Source organism: Corallococcus silvisoli, from assembly GCF_009909145.1.
In the GTDB taxonomy this organism is placed as follows: Bacteria; Myxococcota; Myxococcia; order Myxococcales; family Myxococcaceae; genus Corallococcus; species Corallococcus silvisoli.
The window spans coordinates 349,822-362,184 of record NZ_JAAAPJ010000001.1; the positions used below are offsets into that span (position 1 = coordinate 349,822).

Annotated in this window: 8 protein-coding genes; 1 reads left to right on the forward strand and 7 read right to left on the reverse strand. The window is 74.4% G+C overall.

What is annotated here, in order from left to right; genetic code table 11:
* Window positions 1-6: 6 nt before the first annotated feature.
* From GTY96_RS01310 to GTY96_RS01340, 7 genes are all read right to left on the reverse strand, one after another.
* A complete protein-coding gene (locus tag GTY96_RS01310; protein ID WP_161663659.1) occupies window positions 7-1,350 on the reverse strand; it encodes an FAD-binding oxidoreductase in 1,344 nt (447 codons plus the stop codon).
* A gap of 181 nt (window positions 1,351-1,531) precedes the next feature.
* Window positions 1,532-2,914 (reverse strand): sigma-54-dependent transcriptional regulator, encoded by a 1,383-nt coding sequence (locus tag GTY96_RS01315; RefSeq protein WP_143897737.1) that lies wholly within the window; start codon window positions 2,912-2,914, stop codon window positions 1,532-1,534.
* Window positions 2,911-4,443 (reverse strand): sensor histidine kinase, encoded by a 1,533-nt coding sequence (locus tag GTY96_RS01320; protein ID WP_143897739.1) that lies wholly within the window; start codon window positions 4,441-4,443, stop codon window positions 2,911-2,913. Before GTY96_RS01320 ends, GTY96_RS01315 begins: the two co-directional genes overlap by 4 nt.
* A 16-nt stretch (window positions 4,444-4,459) precedes the next feature.
* Window positions 4,460-7,522 (reverse strand): GspE/PulE/PilB domain-containing protein, encoded by a 3,063-nt coding sequence (locus GTY96_RS01325; protein ID WP_161663660.1) that lies wholly within the window; start codon window positions 7,520-7,522, stop codon window positions 4,460-4,462.
* Between the two features lie 50 nt (window positions 7,523-7,572).
* A complete protein-coding gene (locus GTY96_RS37400) occupies window positions 7,573-9,840 on the reverse strand; it encodes an RDD family protein (protein ID WP_235685275.1) in 2,268 nt (755 codons plus the stop codon).
* Window positions 9,841-10,006: 166 nt separating this feature from the next.
* A complete protein-coding gene (locus GTY96_RS01335; protein WP_143897743.1) occupies window positions 10,007-10,273 on the reverse strand; it encodes a GlsB/YeaQ/YmgE family stress response membrane protein in 267 nt (88 codons plus the stop codon).
* A 109-nt stretch (window positions 10,274-10,382) separates the two neighbouring features.
* Complete coding sequence (locus GTY96_RS01340; protein WP_143897745.1) at window positions 10,383-11,117, reverse strand: 16S rRNA (uracil(1498)-N(3))-methyltransferase; 735 nt, start codon at window positions 11,115-11,117, stop codon at window positions 10,383-10,385.
* Window positions 11,118-11,288: 171 nt separating this feature from the next.
* Between GTY96_RS01340 and GTY96_RS01345 the strand changes: the two genes are divergently transcribed.
* Window positions 11,289-12,284 carry an asparaginase gene (locus GTY96_RS01345; protein ID WP_161663661.1) on the forward strand — a complete coding sequence of 332 codons (996 nt, stop codon included), beginning with the start codon at window positions 11,289-11,291 and terminating at the stop codon, window positions 12,282-12,284.
* Window positions 12,285-12,363: the final 79 nt, after the last annotated feature.

Consider the following 12,363-nt stretch of genomic DNA (forward strand, 5'->3'; position numbering starts at 1 on the left):
GCCTCGCTACTTCGCGGAGGCGAAGAAGTGCTGCGGGTCGTACTTCTGGCGGACCTCCTTGAGCTTCGTCCGCGTGGCCTCCGGCCAGGCGCTGTCGTACTGCTCGGCCGAGCGCGGCCGGCCCATGAAGTTGATGGTCATCTCGGGCGACAGCCAGGGCTTCAGCTCCGCGCGCAGGCCCTGCTCGGCGCCGGGCAGGACCGTCTCGAACAGGGGCGGGTGCATGCCCACCAGCCCGGCCACGAAGTTGGCGCCGCGGCCTCCCACCGCCGAGCCGCCCTCCACGTCGCGCTGGCTGGGGCCGCCCAGGTGCCGCAGCTCCAGCATGAAGAAGGGCGTCTGCACGCCCGCCCCCACGTGGCGCAGCACCGTGGACGCGAAGTCCTGGTCCACGTGGGTCAGCATCATGCCGCTGGTCCACACGGGGCTGGGCTTGTCCGGATCATTGTGGATGCGGGCGATCTGCGACGCCGGCAGCTCGCCCAGCATGTCCAGGTAGATGGGGGCCAGCGCGCGCAGCGGCGCCGCGTGCTTCGCGCCCTCCTCGGTGGAGCCCGGGAAGGCGAAGCGCAGGTTGAGCACCGTGCGGCCGCGCAGCGGGGGCGGGATGAAGTCGAACGGCGGGAAGCGCATGACGGCGACGCTCGTCGACACGCGCGCGTCGGCCTCCGCCGTCCACTTCACCCAGCCGCGCAGCGCGGCCTCGATGTGCTCCTCCGCGAAGAAGAGGCCCCCCGCGTAGAGCGACGGCAGCTCCACCAGGCGCACCTTCACCTGCGTCACGATGCCGAACCCGCTCTTGCCGCCGCGCAGGCCCCAGAACAGGTCCGGGTGATGCTCCGCGCTCGCCTCCAGGGTCTCCCCGTCGCTCGTGACCACCGTGAAGCCGGTGACATAGTCGGAGCTGATGCCGTGGCTGCGCACGAGCGGCCCCAGGCCGCCGCCCAGCAGGTAGCCCACCACGCCCACGTTCGTCGACGAGCCCGCGACCGGCGCGAGCCCATGCTTCGCCGCCTCCGCGACCACGGGCTCCCAGCGCGCGCCCGCGCCAATGGTGGCCGTGCGCGACGCCACGTCGATGCTCACCTGGTTCAGCGCCTTCGTGGAGATGAGGATGCCGGAGGTGATGGACGCGTATGTCCCGTGTCCGGTGGCCAGCACGGAGACGGCGAGCTGGTTCTCCCGGGCGAAGCGCACCGTCTCCGCGACGTCCTGCGTGGACTGCGCCGCGACCACGAACTGCGGCGAGTGCGTGATGAGGACGTTGAAGCCGGCGCACTCCGGCGCATAGCCCGCGTCGGACGGGGTGTAGACAGGACCGCTCACGCGGCCAGCGAGGGACTGGGACATGGGGCGTTGCTCCTTCGTGTCGGCCAACCCATGCGGGTCGGGAGGGGCTTCGGTGGGATGCGGTGTCGCTTCGAGGGAGTCCGAGCGCGAAGCAGCATAAACCTGGAAGTCAGGCGCGTACACGGAAGCTGTCGTCGAAAACTGGTTCCAGCCGCCTGGGGCTTGGAGCCGCGCGGGGCGCCTACAGCAGGCCGTGCTCTTCCAGCTTGTTGTAGAGCGTGCGCCGGCTGACCCCGAGCAGCCGGGCCGCGAGGGTGCGGTTGTCGCCCGCGCGCTTCAGCGCATCCGCCAGGGCCTCCTTCTCCACGTCCTTGCGCCGTGACTCCAACGTCACGGAGTCGGAGGCGGCGCGAGGCGGCGGCGCGGCGACGGGCGGCGGCGCGATGCCCGGCTGGCGTGCCAGCTCGCGCGCCACGTCCGCGCCGGTGAGCACCGGCCCGTCGGAGAGGACCACCAGCCGCTCCAGGAAGTTCTGCAGCTGGCGCACGTTGCCGGGCCATGGCTGGGCCTGGAGCGCCTGGAGCCCGTCCTCGCTCAGGGTGAACCGCGGGCGGCCATTCGCCCGCGCGTGCACGTCCAGGAAGTGGAGGGACAGGGACGCGATGTCCTCCGGCCGCTCGCGCAGCGTGGGCAGCCAGAGAGGCACCACGTTGAGCCGGTAGAAGAGGTCCTCCCGGAAGGTGCCCCGGCGCACCCCGTCCTCCAGGGGCTGGTGCGTGGCCGCGACGAACCGCACGTCCACCTTCACCGTCTGCGTGCCGCCCAGCCGCTCGAACTCGCGCTCCTGCAACACGCGCAGCAGCTTCACCTGCACGCTGGGGGACACGTCGCCAATCTCGTCGAGGAACAGCGTGCCGCCGTGCGCCAGCTCCACGCGGCCGGGCTTGCGCGTCGCCGCGCCGGTGAAGGCGCCCTTCTCGTAGCCGAACAGCTCGCTCTCCAGCAGCGTGTCCGGCAGCGCCGCGCAGTGCAGCTTCACGAACGGCCCGGAGCGCCGGGGGCTGCCCTCGTGCAGCGCCCGCGCGGCCAGCTCCTTGCCCGTGCCGGACTCGCCCCGGAGCAGGACCGTGGCGGTGCCCTGGGCGGCCTTCGCCAGCAGGGCCTTCACCTCCGACATCGCGCGGCCCGTGCCCACGAAGAGGCCGTCCTGCGCCTTGCCCTGCGCGCGCGCCGGCCCTGGCGCCTCCTGCGTGTGGAGCAGCGCCTTCTTCAGCGTGAAGAGCAGCTCCTCCCGGTCGAAGGGCTTGAGCACGAAGTCCGCGGCGCCCGCCTTCATCGCCTCCACCGCCAGCGGCACCGTGCCGTGCGCGGTCATCAGGAGGACGGGCACGTCCGGCCAGCCGCGCCCCACCTCCGCGAGCAGCTCCATGCCGCTCATGCCGGGCATGCGCACGTCGCTCAGCACCACGTCGATGGGGCGGCGCGCGAGCAGCGTCAGGGCGTCCTTCGCGCTCGGGGCCGGGTGCGGCGTGAGGCCCGCCTGGGTGAGCAGCGCGCCCAGCACCTTGAGCAGCGCCGGGTCGTCATCCACCACCAATACGTGGCCCTTCAGTGCCTCGCTCACGCGGCTTCTCCCTCGGACGCCGGGGCCCGGGGGACGGGTGTCGCGGGCAGGCGCAGGCGCAGGATGGTGCCACGGCCCTCGCCGCTCGTCAGGGATGCCGTGCCGCCGTGCGCCTCCGCCACGCGCCGCACGAAGGCCAGCCCCAGGCCGCTGCCCGTCGCCTTGGTGGTGAAGAAGTCGTCGAAGGCCCGCTCCCGCGTGCGCGCGTCCATGCCGCCGCCGGTGTCCTCCACGCTCACCTCCACCGCGTCGCCGTCCCCCTGCGTGCGCACGGTGAGGGTGCCTCCGGCGGGCATGGCCTCGAAGGCGTTGCGCACCAGGTTCTCCAGCGCGTTCGCGAGCAGGTCCTCGTCCCCCGCGCACTCGGGCAGGCCGGGCGAGAGCTCCTTCTTGAGCACGACCTCTCCTGGCGTGGCGAAGGCCTGGAGCGACAGGACGCCCTCCACCAGCCGGTTCACGTCCAGCGGCCGGCGCAGGGGCTCCACGCGCGCGAGTCGCTGGTAGGTGTCCGCCACCCGGTCCAGGCGCTCCACCTGCTCCAGCAGGAGGTCCAGGAAGTCTCCGTGCGCGTCCCAGGAGTGGCCGCGCGCGTGCTCCTCCTTGAGGTACTGGGCGGCGCCCTTGAGCGCGGCGAGGGGGTTCTTCAGGTCGTGGGCCATCTGCGCGGAGAAGCGCCCCAGCGTGGCCAGCTGTTCCAGGCGCTCGCGCCGGGTGACGAAGCCGGTGACGACCCGCCGCGCCGCCAGCAGCAGCGAGAAGGTGATGGCGGTGGTGCCCACGACGAGCGCCCCCGACTCCGCCGCGAAGACGCGGAAGAGCGTCAGGTACGCGAGCACGCCCGCCAGCGCGAGCACGACGGCGTGCACCGCCGCGCTGGTGGCCCGCGCGTCCCGGCCGAAGAGCTGGAAGCGCAGCGACGCGGTGGCCATCACCGGCAGGCCCAGCAGCGTGCCCACGTTGCCCAGCCTGGGCACGGGCAGCGCCATCTCCGCCGCCAGGTCCGTGAGCAGCAGCGCGACGAGCAGGGTGAGCCCCAGCAGCATCAGGCCCGCGCGCGCCCGTTCATCCGCGGAGCCCGCGCGGCGCAGGTGGCGCGCCAGCAGCACGAAGCCCGTGGCGAGGATGGGGATGGCCCCGGCGGCGACCGCCAGCCCGAAGCGGAAGGTGTTGATGCGCTCCTCCAGCGCGGGCACGCCCATGGCCACGAGCAGGGTCAGCGCCAGCGCGCTCATCCCGGCGTAGGTGGCGTACAGGGCCCAGGCGGAGCGGCGCCGGCGGCCCACGAACGCGAGGATGAAGTGCACCGCGCACGGCAGCGTCATCAGTGCGGCCGCGAAGCCCATCAGCCGCCAGTCGGAGTCCCCGGAGCGCGCCAGCCCGAAGGCGGCGAAGTTCCAGGTGGACAGCACGATGGACAGCAGCGACAGCGGCAGCGCCAGGGGGCTCTTCCCCACGCGCGCGAGCGCGATGCCGGCGAGGGCCAGCTGCCCCGCGCACGCCAGCAGGCTGACCCACATGGCGCCCGTCATCGCGCGCCTCCAGGTGTCAGAGCATGCCCAGGCGCCGGGCGTTGGCGGGGTCCACCGCCGCGGACTCCCAGCGCCGCACCGCCGCTTCGCGCTCCGCGTCCGGCGCGTCCGCGTAGTAGCCGAGCGTGTCGTGCAGGGCGCGGCTGAGCTCCTCGATGGCCGCGAGCCGCACGTCCAGCTCGCGGTGTCGCAGCGCGGCCACCAGCCAGTCCGCGCGGCGGCGGCTGCGGTTCTCCGCCCACCACCCCGACCACTGGCGCGGCTGGAGGCCCAGCGTGGCGCGGGTGACCTCGCGCAGCGCCTCCGCGGCGGCCTGCGCGCACATCGCGTCGTCGCTGCCGGTGAGGTTGATGAGGCCTTCGATGGCGTCGCGGTCGTGCAGCGTGCCCAGGGCCCGGGCGGCCAGCGAGCGGCGCAGCGCGTCCCGGCTGGTCATCTCCTGGCGCAGGTCGCGCAGGGACGCGTCCAGGCGGGGCAGGTGCTTGAGCGCGGCGGCGGCCACGCGCGCGGCGCTGGAGATGTCCGGCTCCATGTCGAACAGGCCGCGCAGCACGCCGTCCACCAGCTCCGCGTAGGGCAGGTTGCCCGCGGTGAGCAGCGCAAGGTAGCGCGTGTCCGCGTCGTTCGAGTCCAGGAGCGGCGCCAGCGCGACGGCCGCGGGGCGGCCCAGGCGCGACAGGGCGGCGGGGATGGGGCCCAGCTCGTCCGCCTCTGGCAGCTCCACCACCGGCAGGCGGCTCCAGGCGGTGGGGCCGGGGAAGTGCTGCGCGAGCACGCGGGCGCTGGCCTCGGGCGAGCGCGCCAGCTCCGCCATCGCGCTGGAGCGCTGCGCGGCGTCCGGGCCGGTGAGCCGACGCAGGAGCGGCGCGAAGTCCGGGGGCGGGCGCTCCTCCGGGGACAGCACGCGCGGGGGCATGGCGGCGGCGCGGCCCAGGTTGGCCACGCCGCCCCGGCCGAACACGGGGTTCCAGCCGAGTCCCGCGACCACGGCGGGCGCGGGGGCGGGCTGGGCCGAGGCCGGGAAGCCGGGCACGTCCACGTCGATGGTGATGTCCTCTTCGGGCGTGCGCAGCTCGGCCACGCGCTGCTTGCGGAAGAGGATGAGCTCCTGGAAGGCGGCGGGCAGGTCCTGGCAGAACAGGATGTAGTCGCTCAGCCGGCGCTGGCTCATCGGCTTCTGGCCGCAGTCGCCGTAGAGGATGGACACCAGCCGGCCCTTCACCTCGACCGGGTACAGGAAGACGGTGCGAGGCGCCTGACGGCCGAAGAGCTCCAGGTAGTGCCGCGTGAGCGCGTCCGGGGGCAGCGGGCCCGCGTAGCTGCCGCGCGTGACGGCCACGGTGCGGAAGACGCTGCTCGCGTCCAGCGGGATGGAGACCTGGGACAGGGCGTTGGCGTCCAGGCCGTCGCCGCGCGCGTCCCAGCCACCGGCCGCGCCGCGCACCACCGCGAAGGCGGCCACGTAGTCGAAGGTGCGGCGGCCGAAGCGCAGGGCCACGTCCAGCAGCCGGTCCAGGTCCCGCGTCGACTCGCGCAGCGCGGCCCGGGCCTGGGGCAGCGTCCAGTCCGGCACGGCGGCATCCGGCGCGTTGGAGGCGCCCGGCACGGAGGCGGGCTCCGGCGTGGCGCGCGGACGGCTCGCGCCCGGGCTCGACGCCGGGTTGCTGAAGATGATGAACGACGGCTCCCCGCGGGGCGGCGTCGGAGGCACGGGCGGCGGAGTCGGCGTGCCAGTCGGAGCCGCGCGGTTCTGCTGCTCGGGCGCGGGCGGCCACACGGGAGGACGGGCGCCCGTGGCCTGCGGCGCCTGGGCGGCGGCGCCCGCGCGGGGCTGCGCGGTAGAGCCCGCTCCCTGCGCCGTCGTCGCGGAGGGGCCCTGCGGGGCCGCGGGGCCCGGGTGGGTCGCGCCCTGAAGCGTGGTGCCCTGCCGGCCCGAGGCGGCGGCCGAGTCGGATGCGCCCTGCGCGGAGGTGCCCGGCCGGCTGGAGTCCTGCGCCGCCGTCGTGGAGGGGCCCTGCGCGGGGGCGCCAGCCTGGGGCGCGGCGGTGCGAGGCGCCTGCGTGGCGGTGGGGGCCAGTCCCTGGGGCGCGGCTCCTGGCCGCGAAGCCGCCTGCGCTCCGGGGGGCTGGCCCTGCGGCTTCGCCCCGCTGGGCGCGTCCACGGGCAGCAGCACGGGCACGGGCTGCGGCGGCGGCAGGGGCCGCTCTCCCGGCGGGTAGAGCGTCGGCGGTTCGGTGTTTCCGGACGCGCCCCGGTTCGGCGCCTGCGCGGCGGGCGGGGTGGGGCGGGCGGGCGTGCCCGGCATGTTCAAGCGCAGGGGTTCGCGCGTGTAGGCGGGGGGTGGGATGTCCGCCGGCGCCGGGGGCGGAGTGGGGCGCTGGACGGCGCGGGCCGTGGTGACGGGGCCCGCGGAGGTGTTGAGGCGCAGCGGCTCCCGCACGTACGCCGGCGGCGGGATGTCCGCGGGCGCGGGCTCACGCGAGGCGGGGCGGGGCCCGGCGGGCACGGGCTCCTGGGCCACGGAGCGCGCGAGCTGCTCCACCATGTCCACCGTCATCGACGATTCGTCATCCGGCGGCGGAGGAGGCGGCGGCGTGAGGGCCCCGGCCTGCTGCGCGGCGACGGCTTCGCCCAACTGGACGAACCGGGGCGGGAGCGGCTGGCGGTAGATGATGGAGATCCACTCGCGCACCCGCAGCTCGATGGCGACCCACAGCTCCAACGGCTTGCCCAGGAGGAAGCCGACCTCGTCCAGCTCCTTCTTCGGCACCGGGTAGGCGCACGCCACGTGGAGCGTGTTGCCGTCCAGGGACAGCGGGACGACGCTCAGTCGCTCAGCGATTTTCGGGGGGATGAAGCTGGCGACCTCGAGGTTGGGCTCGAAGTCCACCAGGTTCACGGGCCGGAAGCCGGAGACCTCGCCCAGCAGCGCGAGGACGTCCTGTTCGGAGAGGCCGCGCTCCAGGAGCGCGGTGTCCAGATGGCCTCCCTGGGCCTGATGCTGACGCAACAACTCTCCGGCCTGCTCCTGGGTCAGGAGGGCGCGCGAGACGAGGTGCTGGGCAAGACGCGAAGGCATGAAGGCCGCGGCATCTTACGGCCGCGGCCGCAAGGCACAATGAGTGGGTTTCAGCTCGGTTGGACGACGAAGGTGGACGTCAGCTTGTCATGAAGCGTCTGCCCGCGTCGGTCGAACAGCGCCATCCAGAAGCCGCCCAGGAACAGAACGAAGGAAACCCCGGCGAGCAGCGCCCGGAAGATGGCCCGGCCCGGGGTGGGCGCCATGCCGTGGGTGTCGACCAGGCGCAGGCCCAGGAGCAACCGGCCCAGCGTGCGTCCATTCCAGAGGAAGGCCGCGACCGCGCAGTAGACGGTCGCCAGCACCAGCATCAGGACCATGCCCGGCAGCAGCACGGTGTGCAGCGCGCGCAGCCAGGCCACGAACGCGTCCAGTCCGGTCAACCCGGGCTGGGGGCCCTTCACGCCCGCGACCGACGAGGCCAGGGTGATGTAGGCCGCCGCCACGGCGCCGATGGCCGCGGTGTCGACGGTGAACGACAGCAACCGGCGCCACAGCGACGCGGGCCTCGCGTGCACCTCGCCAGCGGCCGGAGCCGCCGCCTTGGTCACCTTCGACTTGGAGGGCGCGGCGGGGGCCGCCGAGGCCTCCATGCGGGACACGCCCGGAGCAGGAGGCGAGGACGCGGTGGCGAAGGCCGGGGTCTCCAGCGGAGGCAGGAAGGCCGGATCCTCCATCATGGGCAGACCCGGCGCGGCGTCCCGGCGGGGCAGACCGGAGGACCGCGCGGGGCCGTCCATGCGAGGCAGACCTGAGGACGCCGGGGCGGCGTCCCACTGCGCCGGACCGGAGGCATTCCCGTGGTGCATGCCGGAAGCAGCCTGGGCGGAGGCGTTCTCGTAAGGCATGCCGGAAGCAGCCTGGGCGGAGGCGTTCTCGGAGTGCATGCCAGACGCAGCCTGCGCGGGGGAGTTCGCGTGAGGCTGCCCGGACGCGGCCGCCTGCGCGGAGGCGTTCCCGTGGGGCAGCCCGGACGCTGAAGGCTGCGCGGCCACGCCCATCCGAGGCTGAGCCGGAGGGGCAGGGTGCGAGGCCGCGCCCATGCGCGGCAGGCCCGCTGCAGCCTGCGCGGCCACGTCCGTGGGCGGCAGGCCGACGGATGCGTGGGGCTGCGCGGCCGTTCCCGGACGCGCGGCCTGCGCATCCATGCGGGGCAGACCGGGTGCGCCCTGGGCGGCATCCCTGCGAGGCAGACCGGAGGCCTGCGCCTGGGGCCGGGCGCCATGCGGCTCGGTGCCGTAGGCGGGCGTGGGCGCGGAGCCCGGACGGGGCTCCATGGCGTTCATCGGAGCCGGCGCGGCGCGAGGCGCGGCGACCCCCGGAATCTGGAAGCCCGGCTCTGGCATGGCCGGCGTCGGCGCGGCGCGCGGAGGGGCCACGGCGGCCAGCGGAGCCACGGCCGGAGGAGGCTGCGCCGTGGCGGGGCGCGGAGGAAGCACGGCGCCTGAAGGAGCATTCGCGGAAGCCGGCGCGGCGCGAGGAGGCATGGGCGCGGCGGCGGGCGTCGCCACACGGGGAGCCTGCTGCGCGGGAGGCCGGGCCGTCTGGCCTTCACCGTGCGGTGCGGCGGCTCGGAGCGCCGCCTCGGGCGAAGGCGCGGAGGCGCGCGCGGCCGCGTCCATCGGCGGAGCGGGAGCACGCGGAGTCGCACGGGCGGCTGCGTCGGCCTGGGGCGCGGCGGACCGGACCTGTGCCTCCGAAGGCGGCATGGGGGCGCGAACCGTCGCATCGGAGGCCGGAGCCGCGGCGCGAACCGTCGCGTCGGAGGCCGGAGCCGCGGCGCGAACCGTCGCGTCGGAGGCCGGAGTCGCGGCGCGAACCGTCGCGTCGGCCTGGGGCGTGGTGGCGCGAGCCGTCGCGGCAGAAGCCGGAGCCGCGGCGGGCGCGCGGGGCGTCGCGCCGGGTGCGCGCACCGCCGGTCCATCCGTCGGGGGCACGGCGGCGCGAGGCGCGGCGACACGCGGCGGCGCGGCGGCGGGCGCCTGCGCGGGCTGGGGAGCGGGTGCTCGGGGCGGCGTCGCCGAACGAACGGCGGGCGTCATCCCCGGCGGGGTGATGGGGCTCCGGGGCGGCTCCATCACGAAGGCAGGCGTGCCTCGCAGCGTCTCCGGCTCCACCGGCTCATTGTTCAGGGTGACGGGATCGCCGCCCATGTCCAGGGCGTCGCGATCCCCCGCCTTGCGACGGTCGATATGGATGTCGCGGTCGAGCAGGCTCGGGATGGGAGCCGCCACTGGCGGGCGCGCGGCATTGGCGGCGCAAGCAGGGCAATCTCCGACCGGCGGCAGCGAGGCGCCGCACTTCAGGCACTTGGACAACGGATCCTCCCGGTGACGCGAACAACCGTCGCCATGAAAGGCCGCATTCAGGCCTGTAGCAAGAAAAGGACAAGCCCCCGAGGCCCCTCGCCCGAGGAACCGTCAGGGGCTCGGCAACCCTGTGGCATCCCGCCCTTCGGAGACGGTGCGTACGGGGCGCCTCACGCTAGGCGTGGACGCGGCGCCGTCCCGCCGCTCCCACGAGGAGCAGCACGATGATCGATCCCACCACCGACATGATGATGCCGGAAGCATGCAGGTCGAAGAGCCGTCCGTTGCGCTCGAAGAGCGAACCGATGAGGCCGCCCACCAGCGAGCCGACCATGCCCAAGAGGGTGGTGGCCATCAGGCCCATGCTCTGCTTGCCCGGCAGGATGGCCCGAGCGATGAGGCCCGCGATGAGGCCGATGATGATGAAGGCGATGATCCCCATGAGAGTCTCTCCCGTGTGAGGGACCCGCGAGGTCCCGAATGGCTGAAACGTAGGAATGGCCACACGGATCCGTGACTCAGGGTGGGGGAAGGGCCTGCCCGTCCGCCTGCTAACCGAACGACCCATCCAGGTGCTGCATCACCGCGAGCGCCGCGAGCGCCGCCGTCTCCGTGCGCAGGATGCGGGAGCCCAGCGTCACGGGCCTTGCGCCCAATGCGCGCAAACCGTCGACCTCCTCGCGAGCAAGCCCTCCTTCGGGGCCAATCACCAGCGCCACCGGGGTCCCCGGCCCCGCGCTCCGGAAGGCCTCACCGAGCGGCACCGCGGACTCCTCCTCGTCCAGCACCAGCAGGAGCGTGCCCGGCGTCAACGCGCGCGCCGCGTCCAGCAAGGGCTGGGGCGGATGCACGGAAGGGACGTCGTCGCGGCGACACTGGCGCGCGGCCTCCTCCACGATTCGGGCCCACCGCTGCGTGCGCTCCTCGGCGCGCTTCGGCTCCAGCTTCACCACGCTGCGCGCCGTGGCCACCGGATGGAACGCGGTGGCGCCCAGCTCGGTGCCCTTCTGAAGCACCATCTCCAGCTTGTCCCCCTTGGGCAGCCCCTGGAGCACGTGCATCCGTCGCGCGGGGGGCGTCACCCGCACGGTCCCCAACACCAGCCGGACGGCCTCCGGCTCCAGCCCCGTGACGCGCGCCTCGAAGGCGCGGCCCTTGCCGTCGAACACCTCCAGCGCGTCGCCCTCCGACAGCCGCAGCACGTGGACCAGGTAATGGCGGCGCTCGCCCGTGAGCGTCACATCGGAGGGGGTGGGCTCGGGCAGCGGAACGAAGAGGCGGACCACGGCGGCTTCCTGACTCAAGAAGGGGAGGGACGCCCGGAGGATTCAGCAGGCCCCGCCCGGACACCAGCCCACATGCGGCCAGGCCCTTCCTTTTCCGGACGCGCGGCCCCGACCGTGTCCCACCGCGGCGGGACACGCGGGCGGGCCTCCTGCTATGGGCCGCGAGCGCCCATGTCCACCTTCGTCATCGAATCCACCCGCTCCGGCTTCGTCGAGTCCCTTCACACCGTGTCCGTCGCGGTGGTGAGCGCGGAGGGCTCGCTCGTCGCGTCCGCGGGCGACCCGGACCGAGCCACCTTCTGGCGCTCGGCGGCCAAGCCCTTCCAGTCGCTGCCCATGGTGCAGGACGGCGCGGCGGACCGCTTCGGCTTCGGCCCGCGCGAGCTGGCGCTGGCGTGCGCGTCCCACTCCAGCGAGCCCGTGCACCGCGCCCTCGCCATGCGGATGCTGGCCGCGTCCGGCTGCGACGAGCGCGACCTCGCGTGCGGCCCGCATCCGTCGCTGTCGCCCGCGGTCGCGGAGGAGGCGCTCAAGGCGGGCGTGGTGCTCACGCCCCGCTGGAACAACTGCTCCGGCAAGCACGCCGGCATGCTCGCGCTGGCCCGGCATCACGGCTGGGACCTCCAGGGCTACGCCAGCGCCGGCCACCCGGTGCAGGAGCGCATCCAGGATGAAATCGCGAAGTGGACGGGCCTGCCCCGCGACGCGCTGGTGACGGGCGTGGACGGCTGCGTCGCCGTCTGCTTCGGCCTGCCCCTGCGCGCCATGGCCACCGGCTGGGCTCGCTTCGGCATCTCCGAGGACCCCGCCGCGCGCCGCCTGCGCGAAGCGATGCTGGCGCACCCGGAGCTGGTCGCGGGCAAGGGCCGCGCGTGCACGGACCTGATGACGGCCTTCCGGGGCGAAGCCGTGGTGAAGATTGGCGCGGAGGGCGTCTACTGCGCCGCGCTGCCCCGGGCCCGCCTGGGCATCGCCCTCAAGGTGGAGGATGGCGATGCCCGCTGCGCCACTCCCGCCCTCCTCGCCGTCCTCCGGGCCCTGGCGGACCCTCACGGCCTGTCGCTGCCCATGACAGGCCTGGAGCACCACGCGGAGCCGCGCCTGCTCAATACCCGGAACGAGGTCGTGGGCTCCCTCCGCGCGGCCGGGGCACTCGGCTTCGTCTGAAGCCTGAAGCCCCTCGCGCCGAAGCCCGCTGTAGCGCGGAAGGTCACCCGCGCCGCGGGTTCTGTAACCCTTCCCGCTA

What these genes read in the sequence shown, in the direction of transcription:
- GTY96_RS01310 (WP_161663659.1), bottom strand. Translation starts at nt 1,350, where the DNA reads ATGTCCCAGTCCCTCGCTGGCCGCGTGAGCGGTCCTGTCTACACCCCG.
- GTY96_RS01325 (WP_161663660.1), bottom strand. Translation starts at nt 7,522, where the DNA reads ATGCCTTCGCGTCTTGCCCAGCACCTCGTCTCGCGCGCCCTCCTGACC.
- GTY96_RS01320 (WP_143897739.1), bottom strand. Translation starts at nt 4,443, where the DNA reads ATGACGGGCGCCATGTGGGTCAGCCTGCTGGCGTGCGCGGGGCAGCTG.
- GTY96_RS01345 (WP_161663661.1), top strand. Translation starts at nt 11,289, where the DNA reads ATGTCCACCTTCGTCATCGAATCCACCCGCTCCGGCTTCGTCGAGTCC.
- GTY96_RS01335 (WP_143897743.1), bottom strand. Translation starts at nt 10,273, where the DNA reads ATGGGGATCATCGCCTTCATCATCATCGGCCTCATCGCGGGCCTCATC.